Annotated in this window: 14 protein-coding genes; 9 read left to right on the forward strand and 5 right to left on the reverse strand. The window is 67.8% G+C overall.

Annotated features, from left to right (window positions below; genetic code table 11):
• The first annotated feature begins 65 nt into the window (after positions 1–65).
• Positions 66–1,028, forward strand: a complete 963-nt coding sequence (locus tag HF886_RS11655) for a sigma-70 family RNA polymerase sigma factor (protein WP_169620668.1) — start codon at positions 66–68, stop codon at positions 1,026–1,028.
• A gap of 89 nt (positions 1,029–1,117) precedes the next feature.
• On the opposite strand, the gene HF886_RS11660 is transcribed toward HF886_RS11655, so the two are convergent.
• Together HF886_RS11660 and HF886_RS11665 are read right to left on the reverse strand one after the other, a co-directional pair.
• The gene (locus HF886_RS11660) at positions 1,118–3,802 is read right to left on the reverse strand and encodes a bifunctional GNAT family N-acetyltransferase/acetate--CoA ligase family protein (protein ID WP_169620733.1); all 2,685 of its coding nucleotides are present in this window, start codon (positions 3,800–3,802) and stop codon (positions 1,118–1,120) included.
• A gap of 55 nt (positions 3,803–3,857) precedes the next feature.
• Positions 3,858–5,129, reverse strand: coding sequence for an acetoin utilization protein AcuC (locus HF886_RS11665; RefSeq protein WP_169652377.1), 1,272 nt, complete (start codon positions 5,127–5,129; stop codon positions 3,858–3,860).
• Positions 5,130–5,233: 104 nt separating this feature from the next.
• On the opposite strand from HF886_RS11665, the gene HF886_RS11670 reads away from it, so the two are divergent.
• Positions 5,234–5,920, forward strand: coding sequence for a metal-dependent transcriptional regulator (locus HF886_RS11670; protein ID WP_169620666.1), 687 nt, complete (start codon positions 5,234–5,236; stop codon positions 5,918–5,920).
• A gap of 52 nt (positions 5,921–5,972) precedes the next feature.
• Positions 5,973–6,971 carry a UDP-glucose 4-epimerase GalE gene (galE, locus tag HF886_RS11675; RefSeq protein WP_169620665.1) on the forward strand — a complete coding sequence of 333 codons (999 nt, stop codon included), beginning with the start codon at positions 5,973–5,975 and terminating at the stop codon, positions 6,969–6,971.
• Position 6,972: 1 nt separating this feature from the next.
• Here galE and HF886_RS11680 read toward each other — a convergent pair whose 3' ends face one another.
• Complete coding sequence (locus HF886_RS11680; RefSeq protein ID WP_169652378.1) at positions 6,973–8,100, reverse strand: DUF4192 domain-containing protein; 1,128 nt, start codon at positions 8,098–8,100, stop codon at positions 6,973–6,975.
• Positions 8,101–8,248: 148 nt separating this feature from the next.
• Positions 8,249–9,055, reverse strand: a complete 807-nt coding sequence (locus tag HF886_RS11685; RefSeq protein WP_346765352.1) for a sensor domain-containing protein — start codon at positions 9,053–9,055, stop codon at positions 8,249–8,251.
• 148 nt (positions 9,056–9,203) lie between these two features.
• On the opposite strand from HF886_RS11685, the gene HF886_RS11690 reads away from it, so the two are divergent.
• The 4 genes from HF886_RS11690 (at position 9,204) to HF886_RS11705 (ending at position 14,776) form a co-directional block, all read left to right on the forward strand.
• Positions 9,204–10,148, forward strand: a complete 945-nt coding sequence (locus HF886_RS11690) for a PAC2 family protein (RefSeq protein ID WP_169652379.1) — start codon at positions 9,204–9,206, stop codon at positions 10,146–10,148.
• Between the two features lie 191 nt (positions 10,149–10,339).
• Positions 10,340–11,377 (forward strand): alpha/beta hydrolase, encoded by a 1,038-nt coding sequence (locus HF886_RS11695; RefSeq protein WP_169620662.1) that lies wholly within the window; start codon positions 10,340–10,342, stop codon positions 11,375–11,377.
• A gap of 76 nt (positions 11,378–11,453) precedes the next feature.
• Entirely contained in the window at positions 11,454–13,958 is a 2,505-nt protein-coding gene (locus HF886_RS11700) for a DEAD/DEAH box helicase (protein WP_169620661.1), read from the forward strand.
• Positions 13,959–13,996: 38 nt separating this feature from the next.
• Positions 13,997–14,776, forward strand: a complete 780-nt coding sequence (locus HF886_RS11705) for a LysR family substrate-binding domain-containing protein (RefSeq protein ID WP_169652380.1) — start codon at positions 13,997–13,999, stop codon at positions 14,774–14,776.
• Between the two features lie 7 nt (positions 14,777–14,783).
• Here the strand turns inward: HF886_RS11705 and HF886_RS11710 are convergent, their stop codons facing one another.
• The gene (locus tag HF886_RS11710; RefSeq protein WP_169620659.1) at positions 14,784–15,713 is read right to left on the reverse strand and encodes a hydrogen peroxide-inducible genes activator; all 930 of its coding nucleotides are present in this window, start codon (positions 15,711–15,713) and stop codon (positions 14,784–14,786) included.
• Between the two features lie 174 nt (positions 15,714–15,887).
• On the opposite strand from HF886_RS11710, the gene HF886_RS11715 reads away from it, so the two are divergent.
• Positions 15,888–16,478, forward strand: a complete 591-nt coding sequence (locus HF886_RS11715) for a peroxiredoxin (RefSeq protein WP_169620658.1) — start codon at positions 15,888–15,890, stop codon at positions 16,476–16,478.
• A complete protein-coding gene (locus HF886_RS11720; protein ID WP_169652381.1) occupies positions 16,475–17,008 on the forward strand; it encodes a carboxymuconolactone decarboxylase family protein in 534 nt (177 codons plus the stop codon). Before HF886_RS11715 ends, HF886_RS11720 begins: the two co-directional genes overlap by 4 nt.
• Positions 17,009–17,063 lie beyond the last annotated feature (55 nt).

Raw genomic sequence — 17,063 nt, forward strand, 5'->3', positions numbered from 1 at the left:
CGGGAACTATCGGTGGGCTTCCGAGCGTTGAAGCTTGTAAGACACCACCGATGAGGAGGCACGTCATGGCACGCCCCGCAACAACCGCTCGCGTCGATTCGGACATCGACAGCCAGAGCCCCGCCGCTGATCTCGTCCGCGTTTATCTGAACGGGATCGGCAAGACAGCTCTGCTGACGGCAGCCGACGAGGTGGAGCTGGCCAAGCGGATCGAGGCCGGTCTGTATGCCAAGCACGTGCTCGAGACCAAGAAGCGGCTCACTGCTGCGAAGAAGCGCGACCTGTCGATCGTCGTTCGCGAAGGCCAGGCCGCCCGCAGCCATCTGCTCGAGGCGAATCTGCGTCTCGTGGTTTCGCTCGCGAAGCGGTACACCGGACGTGGTATGCCCCTGCTGGACCTGATCCAGGAAGGCAACCTCGGCCTGATCCGCGCGATGGAGAAGTTCGACTACGCGAAGGGCTTCAAGTTCTCGACCTATGCCACGTGGTGGATCCGTCAGGCCATCACCCGCGGCATGGCCGACCAGAGCCGCACGATCCGCCTGCCCGTCCACCTCGTCGAGCAGGTCAACAAGCTCGCCCGGATCAAGCGTGAGTTGCACCAGCAACTCGGCCGGGAAGCCACCGATGCGGAACTGTCGAGCGAATCGGGCATCGCGGTCGAGAAGATCGCCGATCTGCTCGACCACAGCCGCGACCCGGTGAGCCTCGACATGCCGGTCGGCAACGACGAGGAGGCGCCGCTCGGTGACTTCATCGAAGACGCCGAAGCCACGTCCGCCGAGAATGCCGTCATCGCGGGACTGCTGCACAGCGACGTCCGGACGGTGCTGGGCACGCTCGACGAGCGCGAGCAGCAGGTAATCCGCCTGCGGTACGGCCTCGACGACGGACAGCCCCGCACGCTCGACCAGATCGGCAAGCTGTTCGGGTTGTCGCGCGAGCGGGTCCGGCAGATCGAACGCGAAGTGATGAGCAAGCTTCGCGAGGGCGAACGCGCAGATCGCCTTCGCGCATATGCCAGCTGACCGGGCGCGTCAGCGGTAAAAGATCCCCGAGGACCGGGCTGGGTCCTCGGGGATCGTCTTGTCTGTGGGGCGCCCCCGCGGATCGGCGGTCAGCGCAGGCGCCGGGGCCCCAGATCGAGCGGGTGCGGTTCCGGGCCGACCCGCACGTGGGCGTCGGTCAGTTCCACACCCACAGGGGACGCGAGCAGCGGCTCACAGACGAGATCGCGCACCTCGGGCAGATCGTCGGCGAGAGCCGAGATCCGCTGGACGAAATCCACCAGCGCCGCCTTGTGCACCGGGGCCGCGTTGCGGTAGCCGGAGAGCAGCGGTGCGGCCTTCGGTGCGTCGATCAGTTCGGCCGCTTCGTCCTCGGTCAGGGGCAGCACCCGGTACGCCCGGTCGCCGAGAAGGTCGGAGATGACACCGGCGAGGCCGAACGAGATGAGTGCGCCGAACGACGGATCGTCCTGCACGCGGATCGCACATCCGATGCCTTTGACCGCCATCTTCTGCACGTGCAGCAGCGGCTCGCCCGACATCGCCGCAAGGTCGCGGTACGCGATCCGCACGGATTCCGCGTCGACGAGATCGAGCCGTACCCCACTCAGGTCGGGACGATGGCGCCACTGCGCCCCGGTGGCTTTCACGGCGACCGGAAAACCGATCTCCTTCGCCGCCGCGACCGCTTCGGACTCGGTGGTCACCGCCCGGAAATCCGCGACGTGCACGCCGTAACACGCCAGTAGCAGCGCCGCCTCCGTGTCGGACAGGTACCTGCCCTCGGGAGTGGTCTCGAGCCACCCCTGGACGAGCGCGCGGGCCCGGTCGGGATCGATCCCCGCCGGGCGCACCACCTGCGACGGCGGCCTGCTGCGCCACTTCGCATAACGCCATGCCCGCGCGAGCGCCTTGGCCGCACGCTCGGGCCCCGGGTACGACGGCACCGACCCGCGGGTGGGGTTGCCGGCGGAATCGCGCACGGCGAGAACATCCGGGATGCCTTCGGTGGCGAGGAAGGTCGTCACCACGGGCTTGTCGGATCCGGAGACCGCATCGCGCAGTGCCTGGGCGAACGGTTGCACGTCCACCGCGACCGGTGGCACGAACACCGCGATCACCGCATCGATGCTCGCCGAATCCAATGCGTGCGCCACGGCCTCGGCGAACTCGTCCGGGGTCGCTTGCGGCCCGAGGTCCACCGACTCCGGTGCCACGAGTCCTTCACCGCGTGCGGCGTCGACCGCGAGCACACCGAGAGCCGTGGAATTGCCGATGACGGCAACTCGCGGCCCGGCGGGCAGCGGCTGATACCCGAAGAGCAGAGCCGAGTCGAACAGTTGCGCAATGGATTCCACCTGCACGACACCGGCCTGTTCGAACAGACTGCGCACCATGGTGTCGTCCATTTCGCCGGTACGTGCCGCGAGGGCCGGCGGTACGGCATGGCGTCCGCTCTTGACCGCCACGATCGGTTTGCTGCGCGCCACCCGGCGGGCGATCCGCGAGAATTTGCGCGGGTTGCCGAAGCTCTCGAGGTACAGCAGCACCACCTCGGTCGCCGGGTCGGTGTCCCAGTACTGCAGCAGGTCGTTGCCGGACAGGTCGGCGCGGTTGCCGGCGGAGACGAACGACGACAGGCCCACCCCGGTCTTCGCGGCCTCGTCGAGGATGGCGATACCCAGAGCGCCCGATTGGCAGAAGAAGCCGACGTTGCCGAGCGACGGAAGTACCGGTGCCAGGGTCGCGTTGAGCAGAATCGACGGATCGTTGTTGGCCACGCCGAGCGCGTTCGGGCCGATCAGCCGCATGCCGTGGGAGCGGGCGGCGAGGGCGAGTCGCCGTTCCGCGTCGCGCCCCTCCGGCCCGGTTTCGCCGAATCCGGACGAGACGACGAGCAGCGCCTTGACGCCTTTGGCGAGACAGTCGTCGAGTACGGCGTCGATGGACTCGGCGGGCACCGCGGCGATCGCGAGGTCGACCTCGTCCGGGATGTCGCGGACCGTGGGGTAGGCGCGCACCCCCCGCACCGATCGGTGTTCCGCGTTGACCGGGTACACCGGTCCGGTGAACCCGCTGCGCAGCATGTTCACGAGCACCGCATTACCGACCTTGCGGCTGTCGGTGGACGCACCGATCACCGCGACGCTGCCGGGGCCGAGGATGTTGCGGACGCTGCGCGCCTCGGCGGCGCGTTCGCGGGCGTTCCGCACCGAGACGAGCGCTTCGGTGGGGTCGATGGCGAACTCGAGTCGCACCACCCCGCCCTCGAAACTGCGGCTGACCTGGTATCCCGCTTCGCGGAACACCGTGATCATGTGCCGGTTCTCGGCGAGAACCTCCGCGACGAAGGTGTGCAGGCCGTTCTCGGCTGCCGCACCCGCGAGATGCTCGAGCAGGATCGGCCCCAGACCGCGCCCCTGATGCGCGTCGGCGACGGTGAACGCGACCTCGGCGGACAACCCGTCCCCCTCGTCCGGGAGTCCTTCGTACCGCCCGACCGCGATGATCTCGTCGCCGAGCAGCGCCACGAACGCGACACGGGTGTGGTGATCGACGACGGTGAACCGGAACAGGTCCTTCTTCGAAATCGTGGGATACGGCCCGAAGTACCGCAGGTACCGGGTCCGTTCCGACAGTTTGCTGTGGAACTCCACGATGCGGTCGGCGTCCTCGGGGACGATGGGCCGCAGATGCACGACGCCGCCATCGGAGGCCAGGACGTCGGCGACCCAGTGACGGGGATAGTCCCGGGCGACGCTGAGCGCGCGCTCGCGTGCCGCATCGGCAGCGATCTCCGCCTCGCTTTTCCCGGACTCGAGGCCCGGGTCCGCCGGTACTTGCTGGGATTCAGTCACGCGGGTCCTCCGGATCCAGGCCGAGCAGCGGGAACGCCGATCGGCGTGTGGCGATGATCGCCGAGTCGATACGGGTGAGCGCCCGATCGAGAGACGCCACCCCGGTTTCCGGGGTACCTCCCGGGCCGTCCCAGGGAAGGTAGGACACGTCCGAGTCCTCCCCCATGACGGTCGGCAGATCCACTCCGGGTGCGAGGGCGCCGACCCGTTCGCGCCAGTCTTCCGGAACGGCGGTGGTGGGGTCGATCTCGCGGTCGAGCGCCGCCGCGATGAGGTGGGTCCATGCCCGGGGCACGACGCGAACCAACCCGTAACCGCCGCCGCCGACTGCGAGCCAGCGGCCTTCGCAGTGCCGGTCCGCGAGATCACGCATGGCGAGATAGGAGGCCCGCTGACCGTCGACGGTCAGCGCCAGATCTGCGAGAGGGTCCTCGCGGTGACTGTCGGCGCCGCACTGGCTAATGAGGATCTGCGGGCGGAACGCAGCGAGCGCTCCGGGCACCACCGCGTGAAAAGCCCTCAGCCACAAGGAATCGACAGTGCCGGGCAGAACCGGCATGTTGATCGAGGTCCCCTCGGCCTCACCCGAGCCCACCTCACTCGACCATCCGGTGTTGGGCCACAGCGTCGCGGGGTGCTGGTGGAGAGAGATGGTGAGCACCCGCGGGTCGCCGAGAAAGGCGTGCTGGACTCCGTCACCGTGATGCGCGTCGACGTCCACGTAGGCGATGCGGTCGTAACCGTTGTCGAGAAGCCAGGAGATCGCGATCGCGGCGTCGTTGTAGACGCAGAATCCGGCGGCCCAGTCGGCCATCGCGTGGTGCATTCCCCCGCCGATGCTCACCGCGCGCAGGGTCCGGCCCGAGGCGATCTCCCGGGCGGCGGCGAGTGTGCCGCCGGCGAGGGTGGCACTCGCCTCGTGCATGCGGGGGAAGATCGGATTGTCCTCGGTACCCAGGCCGTGCGGGGCGTCGGCGACGGCAGCGGTACCGGGGGCGACCGCGCCGGCCCGTTTGACGGCATCGAGGTAGGCCGGGGTGTGGATGCGCAGCAGGTCCACATCGTCCGCGGGAGACGGATGGACCGTCTCGACACCCTCGAGCAGACCGATACTCTTCGACAGCGCCATGGTGAGATCGAGCCGCGTGGGGTTCATCGGGTGTGTCGGGCCCCACCGGTAGTCGAGGTATTCGGGGCTCCACACCACCACTCGATCGCCGCCCAATTGTGTCGTACCGCCCTCGGCGGTGGAGCTAGTGGTCATGAACACAGACGCTACTGGTCCGGGATGGGACGCGCGAGCAACCAAGGGCGCCCCCACCGCCCTATTCGCACGGTTAGAATCGGCGCAGACGAAGGGGTGTGAGAGTGAAGGACCTGGTCGATACCACGGAGATGTATCTCCGGACGATCTACGATCTGGAAGAGGAAGGCGTCGTGCCGTTGCGTGCGCGCATCGCCGAACGCCTCGAGCAGAGTGGACCCACCGTCAGCCAGACGGTCGCCCGCATGGAGCGGGACGGCCTGTTGCGCGTCGCCGGCGACCGCCATCTGCAACTGACCGAGAAAGGCCGCGACCTCGCGGTGTCGGTCATGCGCAAGCACCGTCTCGCGGAGCGACTCCTCGTCGACGTGATCGGCCTCGACTGGGAGAACGTGCATGCCGAGGCGTGCCGTTGGGAGCACGTGATGAGCGAGGAGGTCGAGCGGCGACTGGTCGAGGTGCTCAACAACCCGACGACGTCCCCGTACGGAAACCCGATCCCCGGCCTGGCACAGCTGGGCTTGGACAAGGATGCTGCTCCCGACGAGAAGCTGGTTCGGCTGACGGAGATTCCCGCCGGTAAACCGACCGCGGTCGTGGTGCGTCGGCTCGCCGAATACGTGCAGTCCGACCCCGATGTCATCGCGCGCCTGCGTGAGGCCGGAGTCGTCCCGGACGCGCGCGTTACAGTCGAGACGCGCCCGGGCTCGGTGACCATCACCGTGGCCGGGCACAACAGCTTCGAGCTTTCCGACGAGATGGCCCACGCCGTGCAGGTGAAACAGGTTTGATGCAGACCTCTTCACAGGCCCGCGGCGGGCCTGTGAAGAGGGGATCCACAGCGTGAGACTTCTGGTGACCGGCGGTGCCGGGTATGTGGGCAGCGTGTGCAGCACAGTGCTGCTCGAACAAGGCCACGAGGTGGTTGTGGTCGACGACCTGTCCACAGGCAACGCCGACGCGGTCCCCACCGGTGCCGAATTCGTCGAAGGCGACATCGCGACGGTCGCGACCGAGGTCCTCGGCTCCGGTGACGACGGCCCCCGCTTCGACGGCGTGCTGCACTTCGGCGCGCAGTCGCTCGTCGGCGAATCCGTCGAACACCCGGAAAAGTATTGGCAGGGCAACGTCGTCACAACCTTGACGCTGCTCGAGGCGATCCGGCGATCGCGCACTCCCCGTCTGGTGTTCTCGTCGACGGCGGCGACTTACGGTGAGCCCGACGAGGTACCGATCGTCGAGGACGCACCGACGAGACCCACCAATCCGTACGGCGCGTCCAAGCTGGCCATCGATCATGCGATTTCGTCGTACTCCCACGCGCACGGTCTGGCGGCGACGAGCCTGCGGTACTTCAACGTCGCCGGGGCGTACGGCGGTGCAGGTGAGAACCGGACGGTGGAGACCCACCTGATTCCCCTGGTGTTGCAGGTGGCGCTCGGGCAGCGAGACCACATCTCCGTGTTCGGCACCGACTGGCCCACCAAGGACGGGACCGCGGTGCGCGACTACATCCATGTCAAGGATCTCGCCGACGCGCATGTCCTGGCGCTCACGCGGTCGGAACCGGGTCGCCACCGCATCTACAACCTCGGCAGCGGTGAAGGTTTCAGTGTCCGAGAAGTGATCGCTGCGTGCGAACGCGTCACGGGACTGCCGATCGCGTCGGTCGACGCCCCCCGCCGGGCCGGCGATCCCGCGGTGCTGATCGCGTCGAGTGCTCGGGCGATGAACGAACTCGGATGGGCTCCGAAACACACCGATATCGACGAGATCGTCTCGGACGCCTGGGAATTCACCAAGAGCCTCGGCGATCGCTCGCACGCCGCACGTCGCGGCTGAGTCACCGGGCAGGTCCGTCCTGCGGTAGTGCGACACCCAGTCTCGCGGCGATCTCGTATCCGGTCGCTGCGAGGCTCCTGATCGCGTCAGGACGCAACCCTGCCTGCAACGCCTGATCGAGTAGATCGGAAAGCCGGTGTCGCGGATCGGATTCCAGCGCGACCCCGAGAGCGACGCCGGCGAACGGCCCGTCGCCGCGCACGTACGCTCCGAACGCCACCAGTGCGGCCGCATCGGCGCGTTCGGGGTCGGGCAGGGCGCGTACCAGATCCACCCAGAGGCGTTCGGCGGCGCCCGCCCACGGTCCTGTTGCGAGGGCCAGCGCGGCGTCCCGGACGGTCCGGTTCGCAAGGATCACAGCCAGTTCGGCGCATTCCCCCGGCAGCAGATGTTCCCCGTCGCGGCCCAGGAGGACCAGGGCCAGGAGGGTTCCCAGTTCGGCCCGGTCGGCGGCGGCGGATCCTCCGCTCCGTTCGGCACGCTCGTACGCGAGGTCGCGGGCGTGCACGGCCGCGTCGAGCCTGCTCGCGACGTCGGCGCGGAAACTCGCCGGGTAGGGCTCGAGGAGTGTGGTGAGTTCGCTGCGAGTTCGCCGGATGGGGTTGCCGTCGAACACCCGGGTGGCCGCCACGACGGAGGCGTCGGGGTCGGGCACCGTCCCGGAATCGTCGCGACCGGGAACGAACCACGTTGCGCCGGCATCGATGGCGGGGACCGCGAGCGCACCGCCGAGCACGATGTCGGCGGTCGCGAGATAGGCGGCGAACTCCTCGAGGAGGGCGTGAGCACGGCCGGCGGCAGGTCCGTGAGGGTCCTGAAGCCTGTCGTCGACGAGGATCGCGATCACCGAGTCGGCTTCCTCACGTGCGCACACGGCACGGAACCGGCGGAACGCCTCGCGCATCGGGTCCTGCGTCCCGTCTCGGGGTCCGTCGAGTAACAGGTCGTGCCGCATCACCGCTCCGATCGTGGCGGCCCCCGTCTCACCCGGCCGGGTTGTCACGGGCGAGAGGCTGAGAACGACGAGGGAGCGCGCGGGACGGAACCCGAGCAGCGCGGGCACCGCTGCGATCAGGTCTCCGATATCGGTGAGGCGGAGCGGGCGTGAGGACGAGGTGGGTGTGGTCATGCCCGAACGGTCTCCCGGCCCGAGGACAGGTCCGGTGCCTCCGGGGCTCCATCGGTGCGCTCTGGGGATCGACCCGCGCTCTGTGGACAACCGCGCGGCGTGCCGGTACCGCCGCGGACGCACGTGGCCGGCGCGTGGGTACCCGCGTCTACCGTGGCCGGGCTTCGAGCGCGTACCGCACCGCGTCCGCGTAGACCCGATCGACGTTCTCGGCGTCCGCGGCGCCCGATTCGAACGACATGTACGTCACCAGCACGCGCACGTCCCCGAGTTGGGCGGTATGCGTGAGTATCGACTGAGCGAGAGCGTCCGGGCCTTCCCCCGAGGTGACCGTCCGGGACAACGCCAGTGTCTCCGAGCCCGGGACGAGCACCGGCGGGTCGGGTTCGAGCGCCGTGGTGACGGTCGCGGTGACGCCCCGGTGGGTGGCCTCGACCCGCGCGCACTCGACCAGGTGGCGACGGTAGTCCGCGAGGGGCTCCGCCGGGGTCGTCACTTCGACGCTGAGCGTGGCGCGGCCGCCGGTGTCGGTGCCGACGGCCATCGCCGTCCCTCCCGGCCCGTAGTCCTGCGGCGGCGGCAGGCAGCCGCCTGGGTTCACGCGGGCACCCGGTGGGATCCCGGTGAGGTCCGGCGCCGCCTGCGCCACCGCCTGCGGGGGCAGGACCACGGCACTGTACGGCTCCGGGAAGCGGTCGACCGGCAAGAGCAATTCGGCTGGGGTGCTTCCGCTACCGGGAGCGGCGCCGGGTGGCGGCGCCGCGGTGGCCGGCGGGCTGCCGGTGTGCGGCGTGGCCTCGGGGCGTGCGACACCGGAAATGCTGGTCGTGCACGCTGCGACCAGGACTGATGCGCCGGTGAGGAGTATCGCTGCCGTGATCGTGCGGCGCGCGGCCGGGCGGGGCGGGCGAGGGTCGTCGGCGGTCCTGCACCGTGGAGCGTCGCACTTCGCCACCCGAACCTCCGTCGTCCACAGTCCAGCGGGGCCCGGACCCGGGAAATCGCCACCGCCGCTTCAATTAGACTCGGACACCACCATGCCACGCCGGTGCTGCACCGGCGGGAAGGCTACGACGGCGCAGTGTGATCGGAGTGGTTCCCCAATGGACGAGCAGTCCCGGATGTACGAGCTGGAGTTCCCGGCTCCACAACTCATGACCACCGACGGGCAGGGTCCGGTTCTCGTTCACGGCCTCGAAGGGTTCGCGGACGCCGGACATTCGGTCCGGCTGGCCACCACGCATCTGAGGGAGACGCTCGAGACCGAACTCGTGGCGTCGTTCGCGGTCGACGACCTCATCGACTACCGCTCCCGGCGACCGCTGATGACCTTCAAGTCGGACCATTTCTCCGACTATGCGGCCCCCGAGCTGAACCTGTACGCCCTCATCGACAATGCGGGAACTCCGTTCCTGCTGCTTGCGGGCAGCGAACCGGATCTCAAATGGGAGCGGTTCATCACCGCGGTGCGCCTGCTCGCCGAGCAGTTCGGCGTGCGGCGCACGATCGGCCTCAACTCCATCCCGATGGCGACACCGCACACCAGGCCGCTCTCGGTTACCGCCCACTCCACGAACAAGGACCTCATCGCCGGCCACCACCGCTGGTCCGGTGAGTTGCAGATTCCGGCGGGGGCGTCGTCGCTGCTCGAGCTCCGCATGGCGCAGCACGGACACGAGTCGGTGGGATTCTCCGTGCACGTGCCGCACTACCTGGCACAGACCGACTACCCGGCGGCCGCCGAGACGCTTCTCACCCACGTGGCGGAGATCGGCGATCTCGACATTCCGCTGCAGGCACTCGACGAGGCCGCGGCACGGGTCCGTGAGCAGATCGACGAGCACATCGAGGGCAACGAGGAAGTACAGGGAGTGGTGCAGGCCCTCGAACGGCAGTACGACAGCTACGTGGCCGCGCAGGAACAGCAGACCTCTCCCCTGCCGACCGACGAGAATCTGCCGACCGGCGAGGAACTCGGGGCGGAATTCGAGCGCTTCCTCGCGGAATACGGCCAGCGCGGCGACGACGATACCGATCAGTCGCTCTGAGCGGAACGGGGCGCGTCACGACGCGGCGGGTCCACGGTGGGACGTTTCATGACCGTTACGATCGTCGCCCATCGCGTCACATACACTCGGTACGCTCTCGCGGCATGCAAGAGTGACTCCGGGCGGCGATTACCGTCAGGTCGAGAAACCGGCCGTACGTAGGTGCCTCCCCACGTCGGCAGGAGACGGTGATGACCACAGCGCGTCCGAGGAAGCTCCGCCCGGTTCCCGACAAGGAACCGCGCATGGTCTTCCGCACGATCCACGGCTACCGGCGCGCGTTCCGGATGGCCGGCAGCGGACCTGCGCTGCTGCTCATCCACGGTATCGGTGACAACTCTTCGACGTGGACGGACGTGATTCCGCACCTCGCCGAGAAGTACACCGTGATCGCCCCCGATCTGCTCGGCCACGGCCGATCGGACAAGCCGCGAGCCGACTACTCCGTCGCCGCGTATGCCAACGGCATGCGTGACCTGCTGTCGGTGCTCGGGATCGACAAGGTCACGGTCGTCGGCCACTCCCTCGGCGGCGGAGTCGCGATGCAGTTCGCGTACCAGTTCCCGGGCAGGGTCGAGCGACTCGTGCTCGTGTCGTCGGGCGGCGTCACCAAGGATGTCCACCCTGTCCTGCGCATGGTGTCGGTACCCGTCGTCAGCGAGGTGCTCAAGCTCCTGCGCATACCGGGTGCGATGCCGGCGATGAGGCTCGCCGGCTCCGCGCTGGGCCAGCTCAACAAGTCGCCGCTCAAGCCCGGCGCACTCCTGCACGACGCCTCCGACCTGGTACGTATCCTCGGCGAACTTCCGGATCCGACGGCGTGCCAGGCCTATCTGCGGACCCTGCGGGCGGTTGTCGACTGGCGTGGCCAGGTGGTGACCATGCTCGACCGCAGTTACCTCACCGAGGATCTGCCGGTGCAGCTGATCTGGGGCGACCGCGACAGCGTCATTCCGGTGGGGCACGCTTACCTCGCGCATTCCGCGATGCCCGGTTCCCGACTCGAAGTGTTCCGCGGCGCCGGCCACTTCCCGTTCCGGGACGATCCCCTGCGTTTCCTCCGGGTCGTGGAGAACTTCCTCGACAACACCGCGCCCCTGCAGTTCGACGAGGAGAGCTGGCGGAAGCTCCTCGTCTCCGGGGTGAGCGAATCGCGCATCACCGGCGGCCCGGCCACCCGCATGGCCGTGCTCGACGTGATGGAGTCCGACGAGCGCAGCGCCACGTAGCAGGCCTCGCGGTCCGCTGCCGCGACGGAACGGCAGCGCGGAAAGGCCCTCGCCACCGGGCGACTAGCCTGGAGCAGTGCTGCTTCCCGATCTGATACCCGACCCCGTCGACGACGACACCCTCTTCGACGCCTTCACCTCCTGGACGACGGATCGGGGACTGTCGCTCTACCCGGCGCAGGAGGAAGCGCTGATGGAACTCGTGGGCGGTTCGCACGTGATCCTCGCGACGCCCACGGGGTCGGGCAAATCGATGGTGGCGATCGGAGCCCATTTCTTCGCGCTCGCGGCCGGCAAGCGCACGTTCTACACCGCACCGATCAAGGCGCTCGTCAGCGAGAAGTTCTTCGCATTGTGCGAGGTCTTCGGAGCCGACCGGGTCGGGATGATGACCGGCGACGCCTCGGTGAACCCGACCGCCCCGATCATCTGCGCGACCGCGGAGATCGTCGCCAACCTCGCACTGCGCGAAGGCCCGGACTCGGACATCGGCCAGGTGGTCATGGACGAGTTCCATTTCTACTCCGACCCCGACCGTGGATGGGCCTGGCAGGTGCCCCTCATCGAACTGCCTCACGCGCAGTTCCTGCTCATGTCCGCGACCCTCGGGGACGTGTCGTTCCTCCAGAAGGACCTCACTCGTCGCACCGGGCGCCCGACCGTCGAGGTCTCGGGGACCGAGCGACCGGTGCCCCTGACCTTCTCGTATTCGCAGGCCCCCATCGGTGAAGCGATCGAAGAGCTGGTCACCACTCACCAGGCACCGGTGTACGTCGTCCACTTCACCCAGGCCGCCGCACTCGAGCGTGCCCAGGCACTGACCAGCGTCAACATGTGCACGAAAGCCGAGAAGGAGGCGATCGCGGCCGCACTCGGCGAATTCCGGTTCTCGACGGGATTCGGCAAGACCCTGTCCCGGCTCGTGCGGCACGGCATCGGCGTCCACCACGCGGGAATGCTGCCCAAGTACCGGAGATTGATCGAAAAGCTCGCGCAGGACGGTCTTTTGAAGGTGATCTGCGGCACCGACACGCTGGGTGTCGGAATCAACGTTCCGATCCGCACGGTGCTGCTCACCGGACTGACCAAGTACGACGGCACCCGCACGCGGCAACTCAAGGCGCGCGAATTCCACCAGATCGCGGGCCGCGCCGGCCGGGCCGGGTACGACACCATGGGCACGGTCGTCGTGCAGGCGCCCGAGCACGAGATCGAGAACGTCCGGGCCCTCGCGAAGGCGGGCGAGGACCCGAAGAAGCGCCGCAAGGTGCAGCGGAAGAAGGCGCCGGAGGGGTTCGTCTCGTGGGGTGAGGGCACGTTCGACAAGCTCATCGTCGCGTCGCCGGAACCGATGCAGTCGCGGTTCGCCGTGAGCAACTCGATGCTGCTCAACGTGATCGCGCGGCCCGGCAACTGTTTCGACGCCATGCGGCATCTGCTCGAGGACAATCACGAACCCCGGCCCGCGCAGCGCAAGCACATCCTCAAGGCGATCTCCCTCTACCGGGGTCTGCTCCAGGCCGGTGTGGTCCAGCAACTCGACGAACCCGACGAATACGGCCGCAGGGCCCGGTTGACGGTCGATCTCCAGCGCGATTTCGCGCTGAACCAGCCGTTGTCGCCTTTCGCACTGGCCGCGATCGAACTGCTCGACATCGATGCTCCCGGCTACGCCCTCGATGTCGTCTCGGTGATCGAATCGACGCTCGACGATCCCCGGCAGATCCTCATGGCGCAGCAGCACGCGGCACGCGGGGAAGCCGTGGCCCAGATGAAGGCCGACGGTATCGAGTACGACGAGCGCATGGAATTGCTGGAGGAGGTCACCTGGCCGAAGCCGCTCGCCGAGCTGCTCGATCCGGCGTTCGAGACCTATCGCGGGGGCCATCCCTGGGTGTCGGAGACGCCGTTGTCCCCGAAATCGGTGGTGCGCGACATGATCGAGCGCGCGATGACCTTCTCCGAATTGGTGAGCCACTACGGTCTCGCGCGATCGGAAGGGCTCGTGCTGCGGTACCTCGCCGACGCCTACCGCGCGCTGCGCCAGACGGTGCCGGACGTGGCGCGCACCGAGGAACTCGAGGACATCATCGAGTGGCTCGGTGAGCTCATCCGGCAGGTCGATTCGTCCCTGCTCGACGAATGGGAATCGCTGACGAACCCGGGTGTCGAATCGGACGACCAGCAGGTCGCGTTCGGGGCCGACGTTCCGCGGCCGCTGTCCGCGAACACGCGTGCCTTCAAGGTCATGGTCCGCAATGCGATGTTCAAGCGCGTGGAACTCGCGGCGCGCCGCCGTTGGTACGACCTCGCCCAGCTCGGTGACGGTCTGGATGCGGAGGACTGGGAGGACCTCCTCGAGTTGTACTTCGAGGAGTACTCCGAGATCGGTACCGGGCCCGACGCCCGTGGGCCGCAACTCTTCTCGGTGGAGATGGACACCGACGTGTGGCGGGTCCGCCAAACGCTGCACGATCCTCAGGGCGACCACGGATGGGCACTGCTCGCCGAGGTCAACCTCGCGGAGTCGGATGCGGCAGGCGAGGTGGTGTTCGACGAGTTCGAGGTGGCAGAGGGCTGACGCGGTTCGGGCACGCGCCGTACCGGTAACCTGACCAGGTGAACGAAGAGTCCGCGCAGGCGTTCCGGCTGGCCTATGTCCCTGGGGTCACCCCCACCAAGTGGGTCCGGGTGTGGATCGAACGTATGCCGGACGTCCCGATCGAACTCGTCCCCGTGGAACCGACGGCGGGCGCCGACCCCCTGCGGGACGGAAGCGCCGACATCGCTCTGCTGCGCCTGCCGCTCGAGCGGGACGGACTGTCGGTGATCAACCTCTACACCGAGGCATCCGTGGTGGTTGTTCCGAAGGAACACGCGATCGCCGCCGTCGACTCCGTCTCCGTCGCCGATCTCGCGGACGAAACGGTGCTGCACCCGCTCGACGAAGTGCTGGACTGGGCCACCTTCCCCGGCGAAGAGGCGTTCGAGCGACCCGCCGACACGGAGACCGCGATCTCCCACGTGGCCTCCGAGGTCGGTGTGCTCGTCACTCCTCAGTCGCTCGCCCGCCTCCACCATCGCAAGGACCTCACCTACCGGCCCGTCACCGATGCGCCCGCATCGCAGGTCGGGCTCGTGTGGATGACCGAGAACACCACCGATCTCGTCGACACGTTCGTCGGTATTGTCCGCGGCCGCACCGCCAACAGTTCCCGGGGACGGCAACAGGATTCGGAAACCCCCGCGGAGAACACCAAGGACCGCAAGGGTCCTCGGCGCGGGGAACGACAAGGATCCCAGCCGCGGCGCGTCGTCGGCGACAAGAAGCAGAAGGCACGAGGCGGCAAAGCCACCCGGCCCAAGGGTTCGGGCCGGCCCCGCAAGGGACGCGGCTGACGCGCACTCAGGCGATGGGACGGACCTGCGGAGGCAGTTGCATCCTGATGAGATCGGCCAGCGCCCGATAGTCGGCCGCGCGGGCGGTGGACGACCGGACGACCAGCCCGACGGTGCGGCTCGGCGCGGGAGATGCGAAGTACGCCATCGCAAGATCTCCGCGCGCCGTCTCGACCGGAATCGACGACGCGGGAACGAGCGTGATCCCCAGTCCCCCCGCGACGCACCGCACGACGGTCGCGAGGGATGTCGCGCGGGTGTCGCCGGCCACCGGCCGGGCGTCGACGGACCGGCACAGATCGAGTGTCTGGTCACGCAGGCAGTGCCCCTCGTCGAGCAGCAGCAAGGGGGCGTTGTCGAGAGCGGAGAGCGGCACGTCCGTACGACCGGCCAGCTCGTGCCCCTTGGGCACGACGAGCACGAAGTCCTCGGAATACAACGGCATTTCGACCACCCCGGAGATGTCGGAGGGCAGCGCCACCACCGCAGCGTCGAGTGTCCCCGCCCGCAGCGCTCCGAGCAGCCGCGCGGTCTGGTCCTCGACGACGTGGAGCACCAGGTTGGGCATCGTCACACCGAGCGCGGGAAGCAGATCCGGCAGCACGTAGGGGGCGACCGTGGGTATGAACCCCAGACGGAGCGGGCCGGACAATCCGTCGGAGGCGCCGGCGGCCGCGGCGACGAAACCGTCGGCCGCGTCGAGGATCACCTGCGCCTGCGGCAACAATCGCGCGCCCGCCGGAGTCACCAGCACGCGACGGGTACTGCGCTCGATCAGGTGGACCCCGAGACCGTTCTCGAGGGCCGCCAACGCCTGAGAAAGAGTGGGCTGGCTCACATTCAATCTCGTAGCCGCAGTACCGAAATGGCGATACTTCGCGACTGCCACGAAGGCACGCAGCTGCGACAGGGTGGGTTGATAACTCTGATCGGACACGCCTATCAGTCTAGTGCCACCAATCACCTTTACCTTTTGAAAGGTTTCCGGCAAGATGGTTTTCATACCGGAGAACGGTCCGACAGGATCGTCCGGTAACGCATGATTCCGTGCCGACCGGCGCGGAAGCGCGTGATCGACTCGCTTGTTCACGACTTATCGAGAGGACCGAGAATGGCACTGCTGACCATTGGCGATCAGTTCCCCGCTTTCAACCTGAAGGCCCTCGTCGGCGGAGACCTGACCCAGGTCGACGCCACCCAGCCCGATGACTACTTCACCACCATCACCAGCGACGACTACGCCGGTAAGTGGAAGATCATCTTCTTCTGGCCCAAGGACTTCACCTTCGTGTGCCCGACCGAGATCGCCGCGTTCGGCAAGCTGAACGACGAGTTCGCCGATCGTGACGCACAGGTGCTCGGCGCTTCCGTCGACAACGAGTTCGTCCACTTCCAGTGGCGCGCACAGCACGAGGATCTCAAGACCCTCCCGTTCCCGATGCTGTCGGACCTCAACCGTGAGCTCGTCTCGGCCACCGGTGTTCTGAACAAGGACGGCGTCGCCGACCGCGCGACGTTCATCGTGGACCCGAACAACGAGATCCAGTTCGTCTCCGTCACCGCCGGTTCCGTGGGCCGCAACGTCGACGAGGTCCTCCGTGTCCTCGACGCTCTGCAGTCGGACGAGCTGTGCGCATGCAACTGGAAGAAGAACGACCCGACCCTCAATGCGGGTGAGCTCGTCAAGGCGGCGCTGCAGTGAGTGTCGAGAACCTGAAGAACGCTCTGCCGGAGTACGCCAAGGACCTCAAGCTCAACCTCGGCTCCCTTGCGCGTTCGACGGAACTCAACGAGCAGCAGCTGTGGGGCACGTTCCTCGCCGCCGCGGCCGCGACCAAGTCGCCGACCGTGCTCAAGGAGATCTCCGAAGAAGCTGCCGACGTGCTGTCCGCGGAGGCGTACAACGCCGCCCTCGGTGCCGCGTCCATCATGGGCATGAACAACGTCGCCTACCGAGCCAAGGGTTTCCTCGGTGACGACTACGCCCAGGTGCGGATGGGTCTGCGGATGAACATCATCGGCAACCCCGGCGTCGAGAAGTCCGACTTCGAACTGTGGTCGCTCGCGGTCTCCACGATCAACGGCTGCCACGATTGCACTGCTGCGCACGACAACGTCGTCCGCAAGGAGGGCCTCACCAAGGAACAGGTCTGGGAGGCCGTCAAGATCGCGGCAACCCTGCAGGGTGTCGCCCAGGCGATCACCACCGCCGAGCTTCTCGCCGGCGTTTGATCCGCCCTTCCGTTCGCTGAAAAGGACCCCTCCTCGGAGGGGTCCTTTTTTGCGC

Origin of the sequence: Rhodococcus sp. 105337 (assembly GCF_012844225.1) — a bacterium.
GTDB lineage: Bacteria > Actinomycetota > Actinomycetes > Mycobacteriales > Mycobacteriaceae > Rhodococcus.

Excerpts from the sequence above, each read along its gene's own strand:
- HF886_RS11690 (WP_169652379.1), top strand. The coding sequence starts at position 9,204 with ATGGACGAGCAGTCCCGGATGTACGAGCTGGAGTTCCCGGCTCCACAA.
- HF886_RS11680 (WP_169652378.1), bottom strand. The coding sequence starts at position 8,100 with ATGACCACACCCACCTCGTCCTCACGCCCGCTCCGCCTCACCGATATC.
- HF886_RS11715 (WP_169620658.1), top strand. The coding sequence starts at position 15,888 with ATGGCACTGCTGACCATTGGCGATCAGTTCCCCGCTTTCAACCTGAAG.
- HF886_RS11695 (WP_169620662.1), top strand. The coding sequence starts at position 10,340 with ATGACCACAGCGCGTCCGAGGAAGCTCCGCCCGGTTCCCGACAAGGAA.
- HF886_RS11655 (WP_169620668.1), top strand. The coding sequence starts at position 66 with ATGGCACGCCCCGCAACAACCGCTCGCGTCGATTCGGACATCGACAGC.
- HF886_RS11665 (WP_169652377.1), bottom strand. The coding sequence starts at position 5,129 with ATGACCACTAGCTCCACCGCCGAGGGCGGTACGACACAATTGGGCGGC.